Annotated in this window: 22 protein-coding genes; 9 read left to right on the top strand and 13 right to left on the bottom strand. The window is 57.6% G+C overall.

Annotated features, from left to right (window positions below; translation table 11 throughout):
- Positions 1 to 21: 21 nt before the first annotated feature.
- From napC to napF, 5 genes are all read right to left on the bottom strand, one after another.
- Positions 22 to 621 (bottom strand): cytochrome c-type protein NapC, encoded by a 600-nt coding sequence (gene napC, locus IEX01_RS16270; RefSeq protein WP_024558689.1) that lies wholly within the window; start codon positions 619 to 621, stop codon positions 22 to 24.
- A gap of 8 nt (positions 622 to 629) precedes the next feature.
- Entirely contained in the window at positions 630 to 1,076 is a 447-nt protein-coding gene (napB, locus tag IEX01_RS16265) for a nitrate reductase cytochrome c-type subunit (RefSeq protein ID WP_024558690.1), read from the bottom strand.
- 85 nt (positions 1,077 to 1,161) lie between these two features.
- Entirely contained in the window at positions 1,162 to 3,648 is a 2,487-nt protein-coding gene (napA, locus tag IEX01_RS16260) for a nitrate reductase catalytic subunit NapA (RefSeq protein WP_188724175.1), read from the bottom strand.
- Positions 3,629 to 3,904, bottom strand: a complete 276-nt coding sequence (locus IEX01_RS16255) for a chaperone NapD (RefSeq protein ID WP_024558692.1) — start codon at positions 3,902 to 3,904, stop codon at positions 3,629 to 3,631. The genes napA and IEX01_RS16255 overlap by 20 nt, the downstream gene beginning before the upstream one ends.
- Entirely contained in the window at positions 3,894 to 4,367 is a 474-nt protein-coding gene (napF, locus tag IEX01_RS16250; protein WP_373289692.1) for a ferredoxin-type protein NapF, read from the bottom strand. Before napF ends, IEX01_RS16255 begins: the two co-directional genes overlap by 11 nt.
- A gap of 351 nt (positions 4,368 to 4,718) precedes the next feature.
- On the opposite strand from napF, the gene narQ reads away from it, so the two are divergent.
- From narQ to acrD, 3 genes are all read left to right on the top strand, one after another.
- Positions 4,719 to 6,449 (top strand): nitrate/nitrite two-component system sensor histidine kinase NarQ, encoded by a 1,731-nt coding sequence (gene narQ, locus IEX01_RS16245; protein WP_188724174.1) that lies wholly within the window; start codon positions 4,719 to 4,721, stop codon positions 6,447 to 6,449.
- A 16-nt stretch (positions 6,450 to 6,465) separates the two neighbouring features.
- A complete protein-coding gene (narP, locus tag IEX01_RS16240) occupies positions 6,466 to 7,110 on the top strand; it encodes a nitrate/nitrite response regulator protein NarP (RefSeq protein ID WP_024558695.1) in 645 nt (214 codons plus the stop codon).
- A gap of 149 nt (positions 7,111 to 7,259) precedes the next feature.
- Positions 7,260 to 10,376, top strand: coding sequence for a multidrug efflux RND transporter permease AcrD (gene acrD / locus IEX01_RS16235; RefSeq protein WP_188724173.1), 3,117 nt, complete (start codon positions 7,260 to 7,262; stop codon positions 10,374 to 10,376).
- A 116-nt stretch (positions 10,377 to 10,492) separates the two neighbouring features.
- Here the strand turns inward: acrD and ypfM are convergent, their stop codons facing one another.
- Positions 10,493 to 10,552, bottom strand: a complete 60-nt coding sequence (gene ypfM, locus IEX01_RS16230; RefSeq protein WP_100207200.1) for a protein YpfM — start codon at positions 10,550 to 10,552, stop codon at positions 10,493 to 10,495.
- A gap of 533 nt (positions 10,553 to 11,085) precedes the next feature.
- On the opposite strand from ypfM, the gene IEX01_RS16225 reads away from it, so the two are divergent.
- From IEX01_RS16225 to IEX01_RS16215, 3 genes are read left to right on the top strand one after another with little or no spacing between them, the layout of a single operon-like run.
- On the top strand, positions 11,086 to 11,445 hold the full coding sequence (locus tag IEX01_RS16225; RefSeq protein ID WP_024561443.1) for an ArsC family reductase: 360 nt from the start codon (positions 11,086 to 11,088) through the stop codon (positions 11,443 to 11,445).
- 1 nt (position 11,446) lies between these two features.
- Positions 11,447 to 12,574, top strand: coding sequence for a succinyl-diaminopimelate desuccinylase (dapE, locus tag IEX01_RS16220; protein ID WP_024558703.1), 1,128 nt, complete (start codon positions 11,447 to 11,449; stop codon positions 12,572 to 12,574).
- Positions 12,575 to 12,602: 28 nt separating this feature from the next.
- A complete protein-coding gene (locus tag IEX01_RS16215; protein WP_024558704.1) occupies positions 12,603 to 12,791 on the top strand; it encodes a YpfN family protein in 189 nt (62 codons plus the stop codon).
- Between the two features lie 70 nt (positions 12,792 to 12,861).
- Here IEX01_RS16215 and ypfH read toward each other — a convergent pair whose 3' ends face one another.
- From ypfH to dapA, 6 genes are all read right to left on the bottom strand, one after another.
- On the bottom strand, positions 12,862 to 13,560 hold the full coding sequence (gene ypfH / locus IEX01_RS16210; protein ID WP_024558705.1) for an esterase: 699 nt from the start codon (positions 13,558 to 13,560) through the stop codon (positions 12,862 to 12,864).
- Between the two features lie 73 nt (positions 13,561 to 13,633).
- Positions 13,634 to 15,643, bottom strand: coding sequence for a tRNA(Met) cytidine acetyltransferase TmcA (locus IEX01_RS16205; protein WP_229701867.1), 2,010 nt, complete (start codon positions 15,641 to 15,643; stop codon positions 13,634 to 13,636).
- A gap of 28 nt (positions 15,644 to 15,671) precedes the next feature.
- Entirely contained in the window at positions 15,672 to 16,538 is an 867-nt protein-coding gene (ypfJ, locus tag IEX01_RS16200) for a KPN_02809 family neutral zinc metallopeptidase (RefSeq protein ID WP_024558707.1), read from the bottom strand.
- Between the two features lie 134 nt (positions 16,539 to 16,672).
- Complete coding sequence (gene purC, locus IEX01_RS16195) at positions 16,673 to 17,386, bottom strand: phosphoribosylaminoimidazolesuccinocarboxamide synthase (protein ID WP_024558708.1); 714 nt, start codon at positions 17,384 to 17,386, stop codon at positions 16,673 to 16,675.
- A gap of 130 nt (positions 17,387 to 17,516) precedes the next feature.
- The gene (gene bamC / locus IEX01_RS16190; protein ID WP_188724172.1) at positions 17,517 to 18,551 is read right to left on the bottom strand and encodes an outer membrane protein assembly factor BamC; all 1,035 of its coding nucleotides are present in this window, start codon (positions 18,549 to 18,551) and stop codon (positions 17,517 to 17,519) included.
- Between the two features lie 16 nt (positions 18,552 to 18,567).
- Positions 18,568 to 19,446: a 4-hydroxy-tetrahydrodipicolinate synthase gene (gene dapA, locus IEX01_RS16185; protein WP_024558710.1), complete on the bottom strand. Its 879-nt coding sequence runs from the start codon at positions 19,444 to 19,446 to the stop codon at positions 18,568 to 18,570.
- A gap of 146 nt (positions 19,447 to 19,592) precedes the next feature.
- Between dapA and IEX01_RS16180 the strand changes: the two genes are divergently transcribed.
- Together IEX01_RS16180 and bcp are read left to right on the top strand one after the other, a co-directional pair.
- Complete coding sequence (locus IEX01_RS16180) at positions 19,593 to 20,162, top strand: glycine cleavage system transcriptional repressor (RefSeq protein WP_024558711.1); 570 nt, start codon at positions 19,593 to 19,595, stop codon at positions 20,160 to 20,162.
- 2 nt (positions 20,163 to 20,164) lie between these two features.
- A complete protein-coding gene (gene bcp, locus IEX01_RS16175) occupies positions 20,165 to 20,635 on the top strand; it encodes a thioredoxin-dependent thiol peroxidase (RefSeq protein WP_024558712.1) in 471 nt (156 codons plus the stop codon).
- Between the two features lie 39 nt (positions 20,636 to 20,674).
- Here the strand turns inward: bcp and IEX01_RS16170 are convergent, their stop codons facing one another.
- Positions 20,675 to 21,739: an AI-2E family transporter gene (locus IEX01_RS16170; RefSeq protein WP_024558713.1), complete on the bottom strand. Its 1,065-nt coding sequence runs from the start codon at positions 21,737 to 21,739 to the stop codon at positions 20,675 to 20,677.
- A gap of 227 nt (positions 21,740 to 21,966) precedes the next feature.
- Between IEX01_RS16170 and bepA the strand changes: the two genes are divergently transcribed.
- Entirely contained in the window at positions 21,967 to 23,430 is a 1,464-nt protein-coding gene (gene bepA / locus IEX01_RS16165; protein ID WP_024558714.1) for a beta-barrel assembly-enhancing protease, read from the top strand.
- The last annotated feature ends 7 nt before the right edge of the window (positions 23,431 to 23,437 follow it).

Raw genomic sequence — 23,437 nt, 5'->3', positions numbered from 1 at the left:
CTGCCATCAGGGGAGAGGGACTCAAAAGCCGTTTTTCACCTCAGCCATATCCGGCAGCTTATGAGCGATGCCTTTATGACAGTCGATGCAGGTTTGCCCTGCTTTAATCGCTTTATCGTGCAGGCTTGCCGCCACGGTTTTTTGCGCGCTGAAATCCATAAAATCGAAATTATGGCAGTTGCGGCACTCCTGAGAATTGTTGTTTTTCATTCGCCGCCATTCATTTTGCGCCATCGCCAGCCGGTGATCTTCAAACTTTTTCGGCGTGTCGATTAAGCCAAACGCTTTGGCGTAAAGCTCTTTGCTGGCCTGAATTTTACGCACCATTTTCGGCGCCCATTCATGGGGAACATGGCAATCCGGGCAGGTGGCGCGCACCCCGCTTCGGTTGCTGTAGTGCACCGTCTGCATGTATTCCTGATACACGGTATTGCGCATCTCATGACAGCTGATGCAAAACGCTTCACGGTTGGTCATTTCAAGGCCGGTATTAAAGCCGCCCCAGAAAATAATGCCGGCGGCGAAGCCAATGAGCAGCAGCGTGCCGAGCGCCAGACGGCTCGGACGGCGCCACCACAGCCACAGGCGTTTAAGTACGCCAGGTTTGCGGGAAGGGTTCATGGCGCGCCTCACTGACCAAAGCCTTTAGACGGCGTAAAGGTGTTATCGACAATGGGCGACGCGTCCGTTTGCGGCACATGGCATTGCAGACAGAAATAACGACGCGGCGCGACGCCCGCCAGCACTTTGCCTTCGCTGTCGATAAAGTGGGTTGGGCTTATGCGCGGCGCGCCCGTGGCGCGGTAGTGTTCCACGCCGTGACACTGCAAGCATCGGTTAGTGTTGGTGTTTATCTGGTAGCCATCCACGCTGTGCGGGATCAGCGGCGGCTGATTAACATAGTTCAGCGCCATTCGCTCCTGCTGCTTCGGCATGCGCACAGCGCCCTCCTGGGTGCCCGACACTTCCGGCGACTGGCTAAAATCCATGCCGCCAGCCGCCCATGCCGCGCCGCTTAAGAGCAGCAACAGCGCCGCCCAATAAAACAGCCCCTTTTTCAGGAAATGGTTCTTCATGATTAGCTCCCGAATTCCCTCTGTCATTATTATGAAACTCGCTCTGGCGCAGCCTCTCGCCGCGCCGCGGTAACGCCGTTACGCCTCAGGCTTTCTCAAGCTTCACGGCGCACTTTTTGAAATCCGTCTCTTTCGAGAGCGGATCGGTGGCGTCAAGCGTCAGGTTGTTTACCAGCTGCGCGGCATCGAAAAACGGCATATAGACCAGCCCCTGCGGCGGACGGTTGCGGCCGCGGGTTTCAACAATCGATGTGACTGCGCCACGACGGGAGACCACTTTTACGGTGTCCCCTCGCCTGAATCCCCTCGCTTTTGCATCCAGCGGATGAATGAAAAGCACGGCTTGCGGGAACGCACGGTGCAGTTCCGGCACGCGGCGCGTCATGCTGCCGGTGTGCCAGTGCTCCAGCACGCGACCAGTAGAGAGCCACAGGTCATATTCTTTATCCGGCGATTCCGCCGCAGGCTCGTAAGGCAGCGCAAAGATAACGGCCTTGCCGTCCGGTTTGCCGTAGAACCTAAAACCCTCGCCCGCTTTGACATAGGGATCGTGTCCTTCGCTGTAACGCCACTGTGTTTCCTGACCGTTCACGACCGGCCAGCGCAAACCGCGCGCCTTGTGGTAATCATCAAACGGCGCGAGGTCGTGGCCGTGTCCGCGTCCAAAGCTTGCGTACTCTTCAAACAACCCTTTTTGCAGATAGAACCCGCATTCGCGGGACTCATCGTTAAGCTGGTCCTCCGCCAGCTCGCTCAGCGGGAAGCGGCTTATCGCCGGGCTTGCAAACAGCACCTCATAAAGGCTCTTGCCGCGATGCTCCGGCTTTTGCGCCAGCAGCGCTTCGCTCCACACCTCGTCGGTTTTAAAACGCTTCGCAAAGTTAACGAGCTGCCAGAGATCCGATTTCGCCTCGCCTGGCGCTTTAACCTGCTGACGCCAGAACTGGGTGCGACGTTCGGCATTGCCGTAAGCGCCCTCTTTTTCCACCCACATAGCGGTCGGCAGGATCAGATCCGCCGCCAGCGCGCTCACCGTTGGATAGGGATCGGAGACGATCACGAAGTTGCGCGGATCGCGCCAGCCTGGCATACGTTCCTGATTGATATTCGGCCCGGCCTGCATGTTGTTGTTGCACATCACCCAGTAAACGTTGAGCTTGCCGTCTTTCAGCGCCCTGTCCTGCGCCACGGCGTGCAGGCCGACTTTCGCCGGAATAGTGCCCGCTGGCAGGTTCCATTTCTGCTCGGCGATGTCGCGGTGCTTATCATTTGTCACGACCATGTCGGCAGGCAGGCGGTGGGAGAACGTCCCCACTTCGCGCGCCGTGCCGCAGGCGGAAGGCTGGCCCGTCAGGGAGAAAGGCCCGCAGCCGGGCTTCGAGATTTTGCCGGTCAGAAGATGCAGGTTGTAGCAAAGGTTATTTGCCCATACGCCGCGGCTGTGCTGGTTAAACCCCATCGTCCAGTAGGAGATGACGTTTTTATCCGGGTCGGCGTAAAGCTTCGCCAGCGCTTCCAGCTGGTCGGCAGGCACGCCGCTCAGGGCGCTGGTTTTCTCCAGCGTATACTCCGCCACAAACGCTTTGTACTCGTCAAAACTCATCGGTTCGGCGGCGTCGGAGCCGGGGTTTTTCGCCGCTTGCTCCAGCGGGTGGCTGGGACGCAGCCCATAGCCAATATCCGTGGCGCCGCGTTTGATATTCACATGCTGGCTGAGGAACGTCTTATCTACCGCATCGTTTTGAATAATGTAGTTAGCGATGTAGTTAAGAATGGCGAGATCGGTTTGCGGCGTGAAGACCATGCCGTTATCCGCCAGTTCAAAGCTGCGGTGTTCAAAGGTCGAGAGCACCGAAACATTGACGCTGCTGTCAGAGAGGCGGCGGTTAGCGATGCGCGACCAGAGAACAGGGTGCATCTCCGCCATGTTGGAGCCCCAGAGCACAAAAGCATCCGCCTGTTCGATATCGTCATAACACCCCATCGGCTCATCCATGCCGAAAGTGCGCATAAAGCCCACAACGGCGGACGCCATGCAGTGCCGCGCGTTCGGGTCGATGTTGTTGGAGCGAAATCCCGCCTTGAAAAGCTTGGCGGCAGCGTATCCCTCCCAGACGGTCCACTGGCCGGAGCCAAACATGCCGATGGCTTCCGGCCCCTTCGCTTTCAGCGCGGTTTTAAACTTCTCTTCCATAATATCGAAGGCCTGCTCCCAGCTGACGGGCGTAAACTCGCCTTCTTTATCGAACTGGCCATCCTTCATGCGCAGCAGAGGCTGCGTCAGGCGATCTTTGCCATACATTATCTTTGGCAGGAAGTAGCCTTTAATGCAGTTAAGGCCGCGGTTGACCGGCGCGTCCGGGTCCCCCTGGCTTGCCACGACCTTGCCATTTTGCGTGCCCACCAGCACACCGCAACCGGTGCCGCAAAAGCGACACGGCGCTTTATCCCACTTGATAGTCTGCGCATCGCCCGCCGCCGCGCGGGCGACTGAAGGTACGCTGAGGCCCGCTGCCGCTGCCGCTGCGGCGACGGCGTTAGCTTTCATAAAGCTACGACGACTGAGTTTCATGGTGTTCCTCACATGCTTCCTGCTGGTGATAAACCAGCGACACAGCCAGTACGCCCTCAAGCTGGCGCGCCGACTCAATGTTGGCTAATAACGCCGCGCTGGTCGCGGCTTCCATTACAACCACGAGCTTGCCCGCAGCCTCATCCTGCGCGGCGACCTCGCAGCCAGGCCGCGCGCTAATGCTCTTTGCCGCCGCCGCGATATCACCGGGGCGAGCCTGAACCAGTAATCCACATACGTGCCATTCAGCGGTCATGCGTTATCCTCAGGCTTAATGCCGACACCGGGCAGGCGCGCAGGCATTCGCCACAGGTATTGCACGCTTCTGGCGCGATATGCGGTATCGCGACGCCGGTCAACACAGGTGTAAAACGGATGGCCTGCGTCTGGCAGACATCCTGACAGCAGCGGCACTCCACCCGATGCAGGGCGAGACATTGTGCGCTGAGAGCAAGCTGGTATTCCCAGGGACGGGCGCTTCGCTCAGCAAAAATGGGTTGCGGGCAGGCGGCGGCGCAGGCGTAGCAAAATGTGCAGCCGGCATGGGTAAAATCAAGCTGTGGAAAGCCGCCTGCGCCAGCGCGCAGGACACCGGTTTCGCAGGCGTTCAGGCAGGCGTTGCAACGGCTGCACCGTTCGGTGAAATGGCTTTCCGACCCGCTCCAGGGCGGACGAATAACCGGCGCTTTGCGTCCGGTCAGTAGGCCACGTCTCGACATTTCCGCCATTTCCCTTCCCTGTTTTGCGCTGCGGCAGGCGCCGCGAAAGTGGGTATCCCCGCATTAAGTGCGGCTTTTATTGCGGCGTAACATTAAGTTACAAGGGAGTAGTCAGGCATCCCTCTTTAGGGGTAAATCACGATGCGGGATCAAGGTTGCAGCGCGCCAGGCGCAAACTCCGGCTTTCGCGCTGGAAGCGGTGGCTGTTGGGGAAAAAAACCCGGCAAGACGCGGCGTTCGTGACGTGCCGCAATGATCGCGTAGATAAAGGAGTTAACCCGGACCTCACGCATTTTCCCCGGCCTCGCTTTCTGGTAGGTTGCGTCCACAGTTAAGATGAGGAACTCCCCGGTGATTGTTAAACGTCCGGTCTCGAAAAGCCTGGCACGCGCTTTTTTCTGTATCGTTCTGCTTTCGCTGCTTTCCACCGGCGTAGCGCTGCTTACGCTCGCCAGCAGCCTGCGCGACGCCGAGGCGGTCAACATTGCGGGTTCCTTACGTATGCAAAGCTACCGACTGGGGTATGACTTACAGGCGAACGACCCGCAACTGGCCTTGCACCGTCAGCAATATGGCCGGACGCTTGACTCCCCCGTTTTTCAGCAGCTTCACCACCGTTGGGTGCCGATGCAGGTACAGGAAAGCTATGCCCTGCTCCACGATCGCTGGCGGCAAATGGATGCCCGTCTGGCGCGCGGCGACATCATCTGGTACCGGCAGAATATCGCAAGCTACGTAGCGCAAATCGACAGCTTCGTTCTGGCTTTGCAACACTACGCCGAGCGAAAAATGCTGCTGGTGGTCGCCATCTGCCTGTTGGGCTTCGGCGCTATTTTGCTGCTGGTCTTTTTCACCCTGCGGCGCATTAACCAGCAGGTGGTGGCGCCGCTTAGCGCGCTGGTGGAAGCCAGCCGCCGCATTGAACAGGGGCGATTCGATCACCCGCCGCTGGAAACCCGCCTGACTAACGAACTCGGCCTGCTGGGCCGCACCTTCACGCGCATGTCAGGCGAGCTGGAGAAGCTTTACCGTTCGCTTGAAGAGAGCGTGGCGGAGAAAACCCTCAGCCTGCAGGAGGCGAATCGCATGCTGGAGGTGCTGTTTCACTGCTCGCAGGCGCTGAACGTCGGCACCATCGACCGCCGCTGTTTTCGCCATATCCTCCAGCTTGTCCGCGAGCACGAGCCGGTAAGCAGCGTAGAGATGGCGGTCGGCGCGACGTGGCGTTTGCAGGAGGGCGAAGCGCAGGCGGACGCGCCCTGGCAGACGCTGCCTATCACGATGCAGGAGACCCGATTCGGCGAGCTGCGCTGGCAGGGCGAAACGGCTGACAAACCCTCGCCGCAACTGATGCAAAGCGTCGCGAACATGCTGGGCCGCGGGCTTTATTTTAACCAGGCGCAAAAGCACACCCAGCAACTGCTGCTGATGGAGGAGCGCGCCACCATTGCGCGCGAACTGCACGATTCGCTGGCGCAGGTACTCTCTTATCTGCGCATTCAGCTTACCCTGCTGCGACGGGCCGTGCCGGAAGAGAACCGCGCGGCGCAGGGTATCATCGGCGATTTTACCCGCGCGTTGAATGATGCTTACCAGCAACTGCGCGAACTGCTGGCCACCTTTCGCCTGACGCTCCAGCAGGCGGACTTTCCCGCGGCGCTGGAAGAGATGATTGAACCGCTGCGCGCGCAAACGGCAGCGACTATCCGACTCGACTGCCGCCTGTCGCTGCTGGCGCTGGATGCGCAGCAGCAGGTGCATCTGTTGCAGATAATCCGCGAAGCGGTGCTGAACGCGATAAAACATGCAGACGCACAGGAGATTTCAGTGAGCTGCGTCAGCGCACCGGAGGGGCATCATGCGGTATATATTCACGACGACGGCTGCGGCATCGAAAGCGTGAATGAGCCTGAAGGCCACTATGGGCTCACTATCATGCGAGAGCGCGCCGAAAGGTTAGGCGGCGCGCTGACCATTAGCCGCCAGCGCAATGGCGGCACGCTGGTGAGCGTGAGTTTTACCACGCTTAGCGGCGAACAAACGGCAGGGAGGCCGGATAACAACAATGACGATAACGATTAATACCCGGGAGCACGCAATGTCAGAAAAACCCACCTGTCAGGTGCTGATTGTCGACGATCATCCACTGATGCGCCGCGGCATCCGGCAACTGCTGGAAACCGACAGTTATTTCAGCGTGGCGGGCGAAGCGAGCAGCGGCGTAGAGGCCATCAGTCTCGCAAGCCGCCTGTCGCCTGATGTCATCCTGCTGGATTTGAATATGAAGGGGCTAAGCGGGCTGGATACGCTGAACGGCCTGCGGCGCGACGGCGTAAACGCCCGGATTATCGTGCTCACCGTTTCCGATGCCCGCAGCGATATTTATGCGCTGATAGACGCCGGGGCGGACGGTTATCTGCTGAAAGACAGCGACCCGGAAGCGCTGCTTAGCGCCATTCGCCACGGCGCAGCGCATGGCGATGCGTTCAGCGAGCAAGTGCGCCGCTACCTTGCTGAACGTAACGATAAAAGCAAAAGCGACAGCCCCTTTGTCCTGTTAACCGAGCGTGAGCTTGATGTGCTGCAGGAAGTGGCGCGCGGGCTGTCGAATAAACAAATTGCCGCCACGCTGCATATCTCTGAAGAAACGGTAAAAGTGCATATCCGCAACCTGCTGCGTAAACTTAACGTGCGCTCGCGCGTGGCGGCTACCGTTTTGTTTCTCAACACCCGTACGCAGTGAGCCTCTTGCAGGCTGACAGCAGCCTGCAAAAACCGCATGATAATTTACACTTTCTCCTCAATTTCTCCACGTTTGACCCGTCGCTTAACGCTACAGTGATTGCGGCTACCAATAATAACGATACGAAGTATTAAGAGGTACTGATTCTGATGGCGAATTTTTTTATCGATCGCCCCATTTTTGCCTGGGTTCTGGCAATTCTGCTTTGTCTTACAGGCACGCTGTCGATTATGTCTTTACCGGTCGAGCAGTATCCGGAGCTGGCGCCGCCTAATGTTCGCATTACCGCTAACTATCCCGGCGCGTCCGCCCAGACGCTGGAAAACACCGTCACCCAGGTTATCGAGCAGAACATGACGGGCCTCGATAACCTGATGTATATGTCATCGCAGAGCAGCAGTACGGGGCAGGTTACCGTGACGCTGAGTTTTCTTGCAGGCACCGATCCGGATGAAGCAGTGCAGCAGGTGCAAAACCAGCTGCAATCGGCGCTCCGTAAACTGCCGCAGGCGGTGCAAAATCAGGGGGTGACGGTGCGTAAAACAGGCGACACCAACATCCTCACCATCGCTTTCGTCTCTACCGACGGCAGTATGGATAAGCAGGATATCGCTGACTATGTGGCGAGCAACATTCAGGACCCGCTAAGCCGCATAAACGGCGTCGGCGATATCGACGCCTATGGATCGCAATACTCAATGCGCATCTGGCTCGACCCGAACAAGCTCACCAGTTTTCAGCTCACCACGCAGGACGTGGTAAGCGCGATAGAGTCGCAGAACAGCCAGATAGCCGTCGGGCAGCTTGGCGGCACGCCATCGGTAGATAATCAGGCGCTTAACGCCACTATTAACGCCCAGTCGCTGCTGCAAACGCCGGAGCAGTTTCGCGATATTACGCTGCGCGTGAATCAGGATGGTTCAACGGTGACGCTGGGCCAGGTGGCGACGGTGGAGATGGGCGCGGAGAAATATGACTACCTTAGCCGCTATAACGGTAACCCCGCGTCAGGACTGGGGGTGAAGCTCGCGTCGGGCGCCAACGAAATGGCGACGGCGGAGCGGGTGCTTGACCGGCTGGACGAGCTGTCGAACTATTTCCCGCACGGGCTGGAATACAAAGTCGCCTATGAGACCACCTCATTCGTTAAGGCGTCTATTATCGACGTGGTGAAAACGCTGCTGGAAGCGATCCTGCTGGTGTTTCTGGTGATGTACCTCTTTTTACAGAATTTTCGCGCCACGCTGATTCCCACTATCGCCGTGCCGGTGGTCCTGATGGGCACGTTCGCGGTGCTTTATTCATTCGGCTACAGCATTAACACTCTCACCATGTTCGCCATGGTGCTGGCGATAGGTCTGCTGGTGGACGACGCCATCGTGGTGGTAGAAAACGTCGAGCGCATCATGAGCGAAGAGGGGTTATCGCCGCGCGAAGCGACGCGAAAATCGATGGGCCAGATTCAGGGGGCGCTGGTCGGCATCGCCATGGTGCTTTCGGCGGTATTTATCCCCATGGCTTTCTTCGGCGGCACCACCGGCGCTATCTATCGCCAGTTTTCTATTACCATCGTCTCGGCGATGGTGCTTTCGGTGCTGGTGGCGATGATCCTCACTCCTGCCCTTTGCGCCACGATTCTTAAACCGCTGCATAAAGGCGAACATCACGGCCAGCGCGGCTTTTTCGGCTGGTTCAACCGTGTCTTCAACCGCAACGCCGACCGCTACGAAAAAGGGGTGGCGAAAATCCTTCATCGCAGCTTTCGCTGGGTAGTGATTTACGGATTGCTGCTGGTCGGCATGGTGGTGCTCTTTTTACGCCTGCCGACCTCGTTTCTGCCGCAGGAAGACCGCGGCATGTTTATCACCTCCGTACAGTTGCCGAGCGGCTCTACCCAGCAGCAGACGCTAAAAGTGGTGCAAAAAGTCGAACACTACTTTTTTACCCAGGAGAAAGAGAACGTGACCTCGGTCTTCGCCACCGTGGGTTCCGGCCCTGGCGGCAACGGGCAGAACGTGGCGCGCATGTTTATCCGCCTGAAAGACTGGGACGCGCGTGACCCGGATACCGGCAGCGCCGATGCTATTATCGAGCGCGCGACGAAAGCGTTTCGCAGCATTAACGAAGCGCGCGTGTTCGCTAACAGTCCGCCTGCTATCAGCGGTCTTGGCAGTTCAGCGGGCTTTGATATGGAGCTGCAGGATCATGCCGGGGCGGGTCACGACGCGCTGATGCAGGCCCGCGATCGGCTGCTCGACATGGCCGGGAAAAACCCGCAGCTCACCCGCGTGCGCCACAACGGCCTCGACGACAGCCCGCAGTTGCAGATTGATATCGACCAGCGCAAGGCGCAGGCGCTTGGCGTCGCCATCGACGATATTAACGACACGCTGCAAACCGCCTGGGGCTCAAGCTATGTGAATGACTTTATGGATCGCGGCCGCGTGAAAAAGGTCTATGTGCAGTCGGCCGCCAAATTCCGCATGCTGCCGTCTGATATTAATCAGTGGTATGTACGCAACAGCGAAGGCGGCATGGTGCCCTTCTCGGCCTTCGCGACCTCGCGCTGGGAAACGGGTTCGCCGCGCCTTGAGCGTTACAATGGCTATTCGGCGCTGGAAATTGTCGGTGAAGCGGCGCCTGGTGTTAGCACCGGTACGGCCATGACGATTATGGAAAACCTTGTGCGCCAACTGCCAGGCGGCTTTGGCCTGGAGTGGACCGCCATGTCTTATCAGGAACGCCTCTCCGGCGCGCAGGCGCCCGCCCTGTATGCTATTTCACTGCTGGTGGTATTTTTGTGTCTCGCAGCGCTGTATGAGAGCTGGTCGGTGCCTTTTTCCGTGATGCTGGTCGTGCCGCTCGGGGTGATCGGCGCCCTGCTCGCCACCTGGATGCGAGGGCTTGAAAACGATGTCTATTTCCAGGTCGGTCTGCTGACGGTAATCGGGCTTTCCGCCAAAAACGCCATCCTGATTGTGGAATTTGCCAATGAGATGAACAGCAAAGGGCAGGATCTGCTCAGCGCCACGCTTGAGGCGTGCCGTCAGCGTCTGCGACCCATTTTAATGACCTCGCTCGCTTTCATCTTCGGCGTATTGCCGATGGCCACCAGCAGCGGCGCGGGCTCGGCAAGCCAGCATGCGGTAGGTACGGGCGTGATGGGCGGGATGATATCCGCCACCGTTCTGGCTATCTTCTTTGTGCCGCTATTCTTTGTGCTGGTGCGTCGCCGCTTTCCACTACGACCGCCGCACGACGCCTGAGCAACGAGCAATAAAAAGGCGACCTGTAAGGTCGCCTTTTTTGTCGGTTTTATCGCGGGAGAGTTACTCACCACTGTTTTTCTTTAATTTTACGTGCTTTGTGCATTCACTGGATATTATTTACGAAGCATTGCTTCAATAAAATCTTTCCAGTTCCCCAGTTCATGTTCAATCATAACAACCTCTCTTATTATTGTTGCTATATTACTAAACTTGCCGCTGCGTGTGAAGAGAATTTAATCAATCGCTTTGATTACTCCTCCTGATGATCCGCCGTTATGAACCTAATATGCCTAATATGGCTGTGGCATAATGTGACGCTTAGCAATATTCAGAAACATTTACCCGATACGTTGCAGCCTTTGCCTGCTCTGGGGTTGCACTGCAAACCTGTCAGAAAAATGAAACCTGGATCGCATTCTGAAGGCGTTTGCCGTACAACTGTTTGATATTCATCTGCCTTATTTTCTGTGAAAAATTTAATTAGCAAACTGATTAATTATTAAATTTAATTTAAGGCATATTGAATAAGTCTGGTGAGGGGATGAAATACTGACAAGGCGAACTTTTATTCAATTTGTATCAAGCTGGTTATATTTGTTACACGGCCTCGCCCGAATTACGTTATATTTAGCCTGCTATGGTTTATTTTACACATTGTTCTAATTATTTGTTTAAGTAACGCTCATAAAGCCAAAAGGATTCATGCATGACGATTATGTACGGCATAAAAAACTGTGACACCATCAAAAAAGCGCGCCGCTGGCTGGAGATGCACCAGCCTGACTATCGTTTTCATGATTACCGCGTCGATGGAATAGATGCAGAACTGCTGCATAAATTTATCGCTGAACTGGGCTGGGAAGCGTTGCTGAACACGCGCGGTACAACGTGGCGCAAGCTCGATGAATCCCGTCGCGCAGCGATTACCGATGCGAATTCCGCCGTCGAACTGATGCTGGAGATGCCGGCAATTATCAAACGACCATTGCTCTGCACGCCCGGTAAGCCTATGCTGCTGGGTTTCAGCGAATCCACTTATCAGCAGTATTTCAATGAGGTCCAGTAATATGTCTTGCCCGGTAATTGAGCTGACGCAGCAGCTTATTCGTCGTCCCTCCCTGAGTCCTGATGACGCAGGCTGCCAGGCGTTGCTTATCGAACGTCTGCGCGCCATCGGTTTTACGGTAGAGCGCATGGACTTCGGCGACACGCAGAATTTCTGGGCGTGGCGCGGCAAAGGCGAGACGCTGGCGTTCGCCGGGCATACTGACGTCGTGCCGGCAGGCGATGTCGATCGCTGGATCAATCCGCCTTTTGAACCCACCATTCGCGACGGCATGCTGTTCGGTCGCGGCGCGGCCGATATGAAAGGCTCGCTTGCGGCAATGGTGGTGGCGGCGGAGCGTTTTGTTGCGCAGTACCCACATCACCGCGGTCGGCTGGCTTTTTTAATCACCTCTGACGAAGAAGCGAGCGCGGTTAACGGCACCGTCAAGGTGGTGGAAACGCTGATGGCGCGCAATGAACGGCTGGATTACTGCCTCGTTGGCGAACCTTCCAGCAGCGAAGTGGTTGGCGACGTAGTAAAAAACGGCCGTCGGGGGTCGCTTACCTGCAACCTGACCGTGCATGGCGTGCAGGGGCATGTCGCCTATCCTCATCTGGCGGATAACCCGGTGCACCGCGCCGCTCCCATGCTGAACGAGCTGGTTGCTATCGAATGGGATCAGGGCAACGCCTACTTCCCGCCCACCAGCATGCAAATCGCCAATATTCAGGCCGGTACCGGCAGCAACAACGTTATCCCGGGCGACCTGTTTGTACAGTTTAACTTCCGCTTCAGCACCCAGGTGACGGCGGAAATTATTCAGCAACGCGTACAGGCGCTGCTGGACAAATACCAGCTGCGCTATACCCTCGACTGGTGGCTCTCCGGGCAGCCGTTCTTAACAGACCGCGGCAAGCTGGTGGATGCGGTAGTAAACGCCGTTCACCACTATAATGAAATCAAACCGCAGTTGCTGACCACAGGCGGCACCTCCGACGGACGCTTTATCGCCCGCATGGGCGCGCAGGTCGTCGAACTTGGTCCGGTCAACGCCACCATTCATAAAATCAACGAATGCGTGAAGGCGTCGGATCTGCAACTGCTGGCTCGTATGTATCAACGCGTGATGGAGCAGCTTGTCGCCTGACAAGCGCTCCGGCAAAGAGGACAGGCGCATGGAATGGCTTTCTAAATACTGGTGGGTGCTGGTGCTGGTTTTTCTGCTCGGCGTCCTGCTGAACGTCATTAAAGATTTAAAGCGGGTGGACCATAAAAAATTTATGGATAACCGCCCGGAACTCCCGCCGCATCGCGACTTCAACGACAAGTGGGACGATGATGACGACTGGCCGAAAAAGAAATAACTCGCAAGCCCGATAACGTAAAAAGGCAAGCCTGATGGCTTGCCTTTTTTATTACTGCCGCGCTCCGATTTCAGAGCATTTCGATAATGTCGTCATCTTTCGGTTTGCCGCCGCTCAGCGCTTCGTCGAAGTAGTGCTTCGGCACCGTATAACGCAGGTGATCGAGCGCCAGTTGCATGCTGCGGTTATCGATGGCGTGTCCCAGGTCTTCGACGATGTCCAGCGTTACATCGCCGCCCGCGCGAATCAGCGCCTCTTCGGCGGCCTGAGCGTGGCGGGGGTCAATCACCGGGTCCTCTTCGCCGTGAATAAGGTGCACGGTAGTGGCGGTGGTGGCCTCCTCGGGAAGCTCGGCAAAGCGGCCATTGAAGGCGATAACTCTGGCGGCCAGTCCCGGCTGCGCCTTAATGCCTTCCAGCGCCATGATGGCACCCTGTGAAAAGCCAATCAGCGCCGTGGCGCTGGGGTCAACGCCGCTATGCTCTTGCCAGTAACGCACCACGCTCAGAAAAGTCGGCATCACGGCATCAACCCGCTGCTGGCGGTTTTCTTCAGTAACATCCTGAACCGAAAACCACTCCCGTCCCGGCGCAGGGCCGCTTGCGCAAGGACCGCCAATGCTAACGACCAGCGCTTCAGGGAAAAGCGGCGCGAAGTAGCTGCCAATCTCGCCCATAGAGACCGGGTTATCGCCCACGCCATGAAACAGCAACAGCAGCTGTTTTGCCGGAGCGACAGGACTTTGCACAATGTAATGTTCGGGTTTCATGGCGGTCTCCTTAGTTAACAGAAGGCAGTCTACGCCTGCCAGAGATAATGACCATGCCATTTAACTGAATGAGTTAGTGGAAAAATTGCAGTTGCAAAACCCACTCTTTTAGCGCCTGCGCGCGCGCCGCATCGAGAGAAGCGAGCGCCATTGCCGCTTCCCGACGCTGAACCGCCAATAGCGCTTTGCGCCCGGAAAGCCGCAGCTGCCGACACAATACGTTTAGCGCCAGGCGCTTTTCCAGCCGTCCCCGCAACGCCAGCAACGGCAAAGAACTGGCGTGCAGCAAACGGTGCAGGCTACCAACAGACGTTTCCAGCGGACGATGGGCCCAGGCAAAGCCCGCCAGCTCCCGCCAGTCACTCTCATTAAGGGTAGACGCTTTACCGCTGACAGGCAGCGCTTCCTCCACCCAGGGTTGCAGCCACCCGGCATCACGTTGTAACCGCTGGTGCGCAAGACGGGTGAGCGATTCACCTTCAGGGGTGAGCGGGAATAACGCCATCGCCGTGTAACAACCGCTGCTGGCTTCCCGGTGACTGCCGAAACGCACCAGCGTAAAGCCGCACGCTTGCCAGAAACGCCACAGCTCCGGCGTATAACCAAAACTGACGGAGAGATAGTCGCAGGCGGGCAGATGTCGACGCGCAAACGCCACCAGCGCCTGACCCGCTCCTTCGCGCTGACGAGCCGGGTGCACCGCAATGCGGCTAACGCGCCAGCCTTTCAGCGTCGCCGCCAGCGGATCGCCGCCGTGCGCGGCGAGCGACTGCGCGACCAGATTGCCGCGCGGGCGGCGAAAACCGGCCCAGACGGCCTGGCTCAGCGCGTCGCCTAATCCGCCCTCCTCCACCAGCCACAGCGCGCCTACGGTTTTTTCCGCCGTCGCAGCGGCGATAAAGCGCTGCCCCGGCGCATCCATCATGCGGCGTAAATCCAGCGGCGAGGTGCGGTAATGCGCGCCCGAAAGCAGGCGATAAAGCCCAGCCGCCCGCTCAGGCTGCTGGTCCCAGGCCGTTTGTTCCACCACGCTGAAGTGGATTTCCCCCTGCGGCGCATCGCTAAAATCTTCATCGTCAAATAACAGGGCGCCGGCGATAAAGCGCTCAAGCGGATCGCCCATAGCCCACCGGATCGGGGCGCTTAACGAATACTGGCGCAACTGCGGCACCGAGGCGCAGAACTTTAGCAAGAAGCCGCGTCCGGTGCCTTCGTAGCCCTGAATGGTCGTTGTGAGCAGAACGCGGGCAAAACGGTGAATCAGCTTTCTTAGCACCGGCCCCGGCAGCGCGGCCGCTTCGTCAATAATAAGCCAGTCGGCATGAAGCGAAGGCAGCGCAGCAAGAAGCGCGTCGGGCGCCACAAACTCAAACGCCTCGTTGGCATGCGCGGCGATAACATCGGTCGCCGCGCGGGAGGGCGCTGTCACCAGCCCGGAGCCTGCAAGACGCGCCAGCAGCATGCCCGCCAGCGCCGATTTGCCTCGCCCGCGCGGCGCGGTAACGACCGCCACGCCGGGCGCCATGGCGAGCAGCTCCGTCAGTATCCTCTCCTGCTCCTGCTGCGGAGCGCCGCTGGCGGCTTGCCAGCGTGGGCGTAAGGGAAAAGGTTTCAGTTCGAAGCGCTGATCCTGACGCCAGCACACGACCTCCGCATCGCTTTGCATGCTTCTCTGGAGGTGGTGAATAAAATGCGGCGTGGCGATGGGCTGAGGGCTGTCGCTCCAGCGTGCGGCGTCGCTGTCCGCCTGTTCAGGCCATGCCGTCCAGTCTGGCGTGAGCAACACCAGCCAGCTTCCCGCCTTCAGCGTGCCTGCCAGTACCGCCAGCGCTTCGGCGTCCAGACCGCTTCGCGCGTCAAACACCGCATGGAGAAACTCCTGACCTAACAGCGTGCGCACCGCGGAAGGCGCGCAATTGACCGGCAGGCCGGGGGCGTTGCCGACCCACAGCCAGTCTCCGGGCAGAGTGCGGGCAAGCGTTACGGCCTGCTCTTCGCACCAGGCGTTTTCGCCGCTGATAACTAAAAGACGACGAATACCGCTTTCTGCCATCTCGGCGGCGGCGTGGATCAGGGGCTTCATAGAGCGTCCTTGCGGTTAGCTGCGAAGATTAAAGGCTTTTGCCAAAGGTATTGCACTGCTTCGGATCGCCGCTGTCGAAGCCGCGTTTGAACCAGCTGTAGCGTTGTTCGGAAGTGCCATGGGTAAAGCTGTCCGGTACAACGCGCCCCTGGCTTTGCTGTTGCAGACGGTCGTCGCCAATCGCCTGGGCGGCGTTCAGCGCTTCCTGGATATCACCCGTTTCCAGCACCCCCTGTTGCTGCATATTATGTCCCCAGACGCCTGCAAAGCAGTCCGCCTGCAGTTCCATACGCACGGAGAGGTGGTTCACTTCAGTTTGCGAAGCGTTCTGCTGCATCTGACGCACTTTTGGCTCAATGCCCAGCAGCTTCTGTACGTGATGGCCTACTTCATGCGCAATAACATACCCCTGGGCGAAGTCGCCATCTGCGCCGAGCTTGGTTTTCATTTCGTCATAGAAAGAGAGGTCGATATAGACCGTGCTGTCCGCGGGGCAGTAAAAGGGGCCCATGACGGACTGTCCCGTGCCGCAGCCGGTACGCGTGGCGCCGCGGTACATCACAAGCTTAGGCTGCTGATAGCTGTGGCCCATCTGCTCGAACAGCTGGCCCCAGGTATCCTCCGTTGTGGCGAGAATAACGGAAGTGAATTTCGCCGCTTCATCCTCATCCGGGCTGATAGAGCGGGTCTGGGTTTGCTGCGTGAGCGGCTGACCGCCGGTAAGCAGCGACGTCAGATCCACGCCGTAATAGCCCGCCACCATCACAATAATCAACAGAACAATGCCGCCTTTGCCGCCCGGCAAGCGAAACCCGCCGCCGCCCATCATCGGACCGCCGGGCTGGTTTCTTCTGTCTTCTACATTGTCGCTTTCGCGACGACCCTGCCAACGCATAGCTTTCTCCTTGCTACCAATCGAGTAATAAGGAGATCGTAGGTGGTTAATGGGAGGATTACCATAAGAAAGCGGAGGCAGTGCGCCGGGACGAAGAGGTTTGCGCCCCGGCAGCGAGGGAAACGATTGCCCGGTTAGTCTAGTTTAACGCCAAGACGGCGTGCGACTTCTTCATAAGCTTCGATAAGCCCGCCGAGGCTCTGACGAAAACGGTCTTTGTCCATTTTGTCCATCGTTTCTTTATCCCACAGGCGCGCGCCATCGGGTGAGAACTCATCGCCCAATACCACTTCGCCTTTATAAAGTCCGAATTCCAGCTTGAAGTCGACCAGAATCAGCCCGGCATCGTCGAACAGTTTTTTCAGCACATCATTCGCTTTGTAAGTCAGCTCTTTCATGCGCGCCAGGTTCTCTTTGCTCACCCAGCCGAACGTTTCGCAGTAAGACTCGTTAACCATCGGGTCATGCATGGCGTCGTTTTTCAAAAAGAGGTCGAACAGCGGCGGAGTGAGTTCGATGCCTTCTTCAATACCGAGACGCTTGACCAGCGAACCGGCGGCGCGGTTGCGGATTACGCACTCGACCGGCACCATCTCCAGCTTTTTCACCAGCGATTCGGTATCAGAGAGCAGGCGCTCCATCTGAGTCGGGATGCCCGCATCCGCCAGTTTGGTCATGATGAAGTGGTTGAACTTGTTATTCACCATGCCTTTGCGATCAAACTGTTCAATACGCGCGCCGTCTCCTGCTGACGTATCATTGCGGAATTCGAGCACCAACAGATCCGGATTTTCCGTGCTGTATACGGTTTTCGCTTTGCCACGATACAACTCAGCTTGCTTTTGCATCTTTATTACTCCAGGTAGGGATGACCGCCCGGGCGGCCTGATGATTTAACACAAAAAAGGTTGCGCCCAATTCTACGCACACGTTTGCGTAGAAGGAATAAAAAAGGGCCGGAATCTTCCGGCCCTGCGATTATTTGCTGAATGCGGCCTGGAATACGGCCACCAGCGCATCGTTTTGCGCCTGCGTCAGCGTATGCCCTTTCGGGTCGATAAATTGCAGGCTGCTGCGGTTATCCAGATCGCCGACCTGCAGCTTGTAGTCGCCGCCAGGCAGGTGCGGGTCGCGTGCGCCCAGCGCTTGCCAGTCGCTGTCAGACAGCGGTTTGTACGTCACCGCCAGGCTGCCCTGCGAGCGGGTGGAGTCCGTCACTTTCATGCCCACTTTTTCAAGAGTGGCCGGCAGGCGATTCCAGACGACGTTAAACGGCGCGCGCACCACCAGCACTGGCAGACCGACATCGTCTGCGCCGCTCTGCACGTCGATTTGCGACGCGTTGCGGTTGTCAGCGGCGTTCTGACGCGCGGTTAAGTTCTTATCCAGCCCCGCGGAGATAGCGTTCAGCATCTCGGCGCTGTAGCGCTGCATGGAAGCCGCGTCGCCTACCGGTTTACCGCTCTGCTCCAGATTCAGCAGTTTCACCACCAGCGCCTGCTGGTAACCCTGCGGCTGTACGGTGATTTGATAGCGTCCGCGATACTGCTCGTCTTCATCCGCACGGTTCCACTGTACCCAGTCGGTGGTCAGCGTCTGGCCTGCATCGTCACGTTTGGTGATGGTGTAGTTGTTCGCCTGCACCACGCTGACAACCTGTGGCCAGAGCGAGCCGTTGCGGCCGCTTTCAAGCAGCAGCGTAGAAGTGTCGCCCGTAAACTGGGTGCGACCGCCGTTTACCAGCGCCAGCGGCTGAGCGGGCGGACGAATGTCCAGCGCTTTGCCGACCGGGCCGCTGCCGTTGGTCACGGGGATGTTATAGTCGCCGTTCTGTACCGGTAAAATCATCCCGGCCGGGGCGTGCAGTTCCGCCAGCGGCGCGGCATCGAGATAAGACTCGTCGCCGCTGACCTGACGCTTGTAACGTGAATCGGAACTACAGGCGGCAAGCAGCATCACCAGTGAAACGGTAACCACTTTCGCCACGTGCGACTTCTGTACTGAGTAAGCCATCAAATCTCCCTAAACTTTACAGCAAACCGGCATGCTTAAGCGCCTGGCTGACAGCTTCACGACCTGCGTCGGTGATAGGCGTCATTGGCAGGCGAAGCGTATCGGTCGCCACAAGTCCCAACTCCTTACAGGCCCATTTCACCGGGATCGGATTGGGTTCGACAAATAATTTATAGTGCAGCGGCATCAGGCGCTGGTTAACGCGATGCGCCTCTTTAAACTGCCCCTGAGCGGCAAGTTTGCAGACTTCCGCCATTTCGCGCGCCGCCACGTTTGCGGTAACGGAAATGACGCCATGTCCGCCAAGCTGCATGAAATCCAGCGCGCTGGCGTCATCGCCGCTCAGCAGAATGAACTCATCTGCAACCAGCTCTTTGATCTGGTTAACTCGCGTTAAGTTCCCTGTCGCTTCTTTAATGCCGACAATATTTTTGACTTTCGACAGGCGGCCTACGGTTTCCGGCAGCATATCGCAACCGGTACGGGACGGTACATTGTAGAGGATTTGCGGTAAATCGGTATGTTCAGCGATAGCTTTAAAGTGCTGGAACAGCCCTTCCTGCGTCGGGCGGTTGTAGTAGGGCGTGACGGTCAGACAGCCCACGACGCCGCTGTCGTTGAAACGCTGGGTGAGGCTAATGGCTTCGGAAGTGGCGTTCGCGCCGGTGCCGGCGATAACAGGAATACGCCCGTCAGCCAGCTCAAGCGTCATCATCACTACGTCGCCATGCTCATCATGACTCAGCGTTGCGGATTCACCGGTAGTCCCTACCGAAACGATCGCCGACGTTCCGCTGGCGACATGGTAATCAATCAGTTTTTTCAGGCTCGACCGGCAGACATTACCTTTGTCATCCATCGGTGTGATAAGCGCGACAATACTTCCCGTGAACATTGGCCATCCTCTCCACAAACAAGTGTCACAATGGTACGTTTGGAGTCGTAATAAAAGCAAGCGGCCATGCCGGGCTACGCGGTTGTATGCCGGTTTTTTTTATGCTTTCCTAGAGTTTACTTCACTGCTTCACAGGAATAACCCGTTTGGAACCCTCATCACAGCATTATCTGGTCATCACGGCGCTGGGCGCGGACCGTCCTGGTATCGTCAATACCATCACTCGTCACGTCAGCAGCTGCGGCTGTAATATTGAAGACAGCCGTCTGGCGATGTTGGGTGAAGAGTTCACTTTCATCATGCTGCTTTCCGGCAGCTGGAACGCGATAACCCTGATTGAATCCACGCTGCCGCTCAAGGGCGCCGAGCTTGAACTGCTGATTGTGATGAAGCGCACCGCCGCGCAGGCCCGCGCGCCGATGCCCGCCTCGGTCTGGGTGCAAGTCGAAGTGGCGGATTCGCCGCATCTGATTGAACGTTTCACGGCGCTGTTCGACGCCCATAATATGAATATTGCCGAACTGGTGTCGCGCACGCAGCCGGCAGTGGAGGATAACGCCGCGCAGCTCTATATTCAGATTACCGCGCACAGCCCGGCATCACAGGATGCGACAATTATCGAACAAGCCTTTCGCGACCTATGTACAGAACTAAACGCGCAAGGCACTATTAGCGTGGTGAATTACCCACAGCAAGATGAACAGGATGGAGTGTAGTGATGAATCCACTGAAAGCCGGTGATATCGCACCGAAATTTAGCTTGCCCGATCAGGACGGTGAACAAGTAAATTTGGCCGACTTCCAGGGACAGCGTGTACTGGTCTATTTTTATCCGAAAGCCATGACGCCGGGTTGCACCGTGCAGGCTTGCGGACTGCGCGACAACATGGACGAGTTGAAAAAAGCGGGCGTTGAAGTTTTGGGCGTCAGCACCGACAAACCGGAAAAGCTCTCCCGCTTCGCGGAGAAAGAGCTGCTCAACTTCACGCTGCTCTCCGATGAAGATCATCAGGTCAGCGAAGCGTTCGGCGTCTGGGGTGAAAAGTCTTTTATGGGCAAAACCTATGACGGCATTCATCGCATCAGCTTTTTGATTAACGCTAACGGCGAAGTGGAAAAGGTGTTCGATGATTTCAAAACCAGCAATCACCATGACGTGGTGATGAACTGGCTGAAAGCGAACGCCTGAACCCATGTTATAAAAAAGCCGACCTGAGGTCGGCTTTTTTTATTTCTCTTCCAGCGACATATCATCCGGCCAGGCGTGAACCACGGCTTTAATCAGCGTCGCCAGCGGGATGGCGAAGAAGACGCCCCAGAAGCCCCACAGCCCGCCGAAAATCACGACAGACAGAATAATAACCAACGGATGAAGGTTGACCGCCTCGGAGAAAAGCACCGGCACCAGCAGGTTGCCGTCAAGCCCCTGGATAATGAGGTAAACGGCGAAGCAACTCCAGAACTCGGTGCCGAGCCCAAACTGGAAGAGCGCCACGCAGATAACCGGAATGGTCACCACGAACGCGCCGATATAAGGAATAAGCACCGAGATCCCCACCAGCACCGCCAGCAGCAGCGAGTAGTTGAGGCCGAAGATAAGGAAGCCAATCCAGGTGGCGACGCCAACGACAATCATCTCCAGCACTTTACCGCGAATGTAATTGGTGACCTGCTGGTTCATCTCAACCCACACCTGCCCTGCCAGCCCACGATTACGCGGCAGCACGCGACGCACCGCATTGAGCAGCTGCTCTTTATCCTTAAGCAGGAAAAAGACCATCAGCGGCACCAGCACCAGATAAATGGCGAGCGTCAACAGCCCCACCAGCGAGGCGAGCGAATATTTCACTACCGAATCGCCCAACACAGACATGCGGGCGCGCAGGTTTTCCGCCATGGCGTCAATGATGCCGGCATCCGTCAGCGCCGGGTAACGCTTGGGCAACGTCGCGGCGAAATCAGCCAGTTTGTTAAACATGCCAGGCATGTCGCGAATCAGGTAAATCCCCTGCTGCCACGCGACGGGGATCACCACAAAAGCCATCACCAGCACGATGCCGACAAAGAGTACCAGCACAAGCGTGGCCGCGAGCCGGCGCGAGCAGCCGATGCGCTCAAGCCGCACGGTGGGCCATTCCAGTAAGTAAGCGAACACAATCGCGACCAGCAGCGGCGCCAGCAGACCATGCAAAAAGAAGAGGATGCAAAAACCAGCAACCAGAATAACAAGCAGAGCAATGGCTTCCGGGTCGCTGAAGCGACGGCGGTACCACTGCGTTAACAACTCAAGCATAAGACTCCTTCCCCGGCGGAGGAATAGCCGAAAAGTGAAGGGCGAATTGTATCGAAATGTCACAAAAAAGACTGCGATTTTTCACCCGCTCACAAGACAAGCGTTTGTCGGCTGAATATGATTTTCATCACCCTTGATGCAGGCTACACTCCCGAAGCACGGATTTTGCTGAACACATTCAGGCCAGCCCGGTCTTAAAGAGACTTCAGACAAACAGGACAGAGGTTATGTTCAGGCAGTTGAAAACAACACTGGTTGCGACACTCATCGGCGCCATGCTGGCAGGCCAGGCCCTTCCCGCCTATGCGGATTCGGGCGATCAGCTGCCGGATATGGGAACCTCGGCAGGAAGCACGCTCTCCATCGGTCAGGAGATGCAGATGGGCGACTATTATGTTCGCCAGCTGCGCGGCAGCGCGCCGCTTATCAACGACCCGCTGCTGGTGCAGTACATCAACGGCCTGGGGATGCGGCTGGTCTCGCATGCCAACTCGGTAAAGACCCCCTTTCACTTCTTTTTAATCAACAACGACGAAATCAACGCCTTCGCCTTCTTTGGCGGCAATGTGGTGCTGCATTCTGCGCTGTTCCGCTATGCCGATAACGAAAGCCAGCTCGCCTCGGTCATGGCGCATGAAATTTCTCACGTTACCCAGCGCCACCTGGCGCGGGCGATGGAAGATCAAAAGCGCAGCGCGCCGCTGACCTGGGTCGGCGCGCTGGGTTCGATTCTGCTGGCGATGGCGAGCCCGCAGGCGGGAATGGCGGCGCTCACCGGCACGCTCGCCGGTACCCAGCAGGGCGTGATTAGCTTTACGCAGCAAAACGAACAGGAAGCGGATCGCATCGGCATTCAGGTGTTGCAGCGTTCAGGCTTCGACCCGCAAGCGATGCCCACTTTCCTTGAGAAGCTGCTCGACCAGGCGCGTTACTCCACTCGGCCGCCGGAAATTCTGCTGACTCACCCATTGCCGGAAAGCCGTCTCGCCGACGCCCGAAACCGCGCCAACCAGATGCGCCCGGTTGTCACGCAGTCGTCAGAAGATTTCTATATGGCGAAGGTGCGTACGCTCGGCATGTACAATTCGGGGCGCAACCAGTTGACCAGCGACCTGCTGGATGCGCTGGCGAAAGGCAACGTGCGTGAACAGCACGCCGCCCAGTATGGCCGCGCGCTGCAGGCGATGCAGGATAAAAACTTCGCCGAGGCGCGCCGTCAGCTGCAGCCGCTGCTGGCCGCCCAGCCCGGCAGCGCCTGGTATCTCGACCTTTCCACCGATATCGATCTCGGTCTGAACAAAGCGAACGACGCCATTAACCGGCTGAAAACCGCGCCGGATTTAAAAAATAACCCGGTGCTGCAACTGAACCTGGCCAACGCTTATCTGGAAGGCGGCCAGCCTGGCGAAACGGTGAAAATCCTCAACCGCTATACTTTCTCGCATCCGGACGATACCAACGGCTGGGATCTGCTGGCGCAGGCGCAGGCGAAGCTCGGCAACCGCGACCAGGAGCTGGCGGCGCGCGCCGAAGTCATGGCGCTGCTCGGCAAGCTCGACCAGGCCATCAGCCTGCTCAGCGGCGCCAGCTCGCAGGTGAAGCTCGGCAGCCTCCAGCAGGCGCGCTACGACGCCCGTATCGACCAGTTGCGCCAGCTACAGCAGCGCTTCCGCCCTTACGAAAAAATGTAAAAGGAGA

It is taken from the genome of Franconibacter daqui, from assembly GCF_014644275.1.
Classification (GTDB): Bacteria; Pseudomonadota; Gammaproteobacteria; order Enterobacterales; family Enterobacteriaceae; genus Franconibacter; species Franconibacter pulveris.
Note: the sequence above shows the minus strand (reverse complement) of the source record. Positions and strands in the feature narration are given on the sequence as shown.

Bases quoted from the DNA above. Each gene is read 5' to 3' on its own strand.
- napC (WP_024558689.1), bottom strand. From the start codon at position 621: ATGAACCCTTCCCGCAAACCTGGCGTACTTAAACGCCTGTGGCTGTGG.
- napB (WP_024558690.1), bottom strand. From the start codon at position 1,076: ATGAAGAACCATTTCCTGAAAAAGGGGCTGTTTTATTGGGCGGCGCTG.
- napA (WP_188724175.1), bottom strand. From the start codon at position 3,648: ATGAAACTCAGTCGTCGTAGCTTTATGAAAGCTAACGCCGTCGCCGCA.
- IEX01_RS16255 (WP_024558692.1), bottom strand. From the start codon at position 3,904: ATGACCGCTGAATGGCACGTATGTGGATTACTGGTTCAGGCTCGCCCC.
- napF (WP_373289692.1), bottom strand. From the start codon at position 4,367: ATGTCGAGACGTGGCCTACTGACCGGACGCAAAGCGCCGGTTATTCGT.
- narP (WP_024558695.1), top strand. From the start codon at position 6,466: ATGTCAGAAAAACCCACCTGTCAGGTGCTGATTGTCGACGATCATCCA.
- acrD (WP_188724173.1), top strand. From the start codon at position 7,260: ATGGCGAATTTTTTTATCGATCGCCCCATTTTTGCCTGGGTTCTGGCA.
- IEX01_RS16225 (WP_024561443.1), top strand. From the start codon at position 11,086: ATGACGATTATGTACGGCATAAAAAACTGTGACACCATCAAAAAAGCG.
- dapE (WP_024558703.1), top strand. From the start codon at position 11,447: ATGTCTTGCCCGGTAATTGAGCTGACGCAGCAGCTTATTCGTCGTCCC.
- IEX01_RS16215 (WP_024558704.1), top strand. From the start codon at position 12,603: ATGGAATGGCTTTCTAAATACTGGTGGGTGCTGGTGCTGGTTTTTCTG.
- ypfH (WP_024558705.1), bottom strand. From the start codon at position 13,560: ATGAAACCCGAACATTACATTGTGCAAAGTCCTGTCGCTCCGGCAAAA.
- IEX01_RS16205 (WP_229701867.1), bottom strand. From the start codon at position 15,643: ATGAAGCCCCTGATCCACGCCGCCGCCGAGATGGCAGAAAGCGGTATT.
- ypfJ (WP_024558707.1), bottom strand. From the start codon at position 16,538: ATGCGTTGGCAGGGTCGTCGCGAAAGCGACAATGTAGAAGACAGAAGA.
- purC (WP_024558708.1), bottom strand. From the start codon at position 17,386: ATGCAAAAGCAAGCTGAGTTGTATCGTGGCAAAGCGAAAACCGTATAC.
- bamC (WP_188724172.1), bottom strand. From the start codon at position 18,551: ATGGCTTACTCAGTACAGAAGTCGCACGTGGCGAAAGTGGTTACCGTT.
- dapA (WP_024558710.1), bottom strand. From the start codon at position 19,446: ATGTTCACGGGAAGTATTGTCGCGCTTATCACACCGATGGATGACAAA.
- bcp (WP_024558712.1), top strand. From the start codon at position 20,165: ATGAATCCACTGAAAGCCGGTGATATCGCACCGAAATTTAGCTTGCCC.
- IEX01_RS16170 (WP_024558713.1), bottom strand. From the start codon at position 21,739: ATGCTTGAGTTGTTAACGCAGTGGTACCGCCGTCGCTTCAGCGACCCG.
- bepA (WP_024558714.1), top strand. From the start codon at position 21,967: ATGTTCAGGCAGTTGAAAACAACACTGGTTGCGACACTCATCGGCGCC.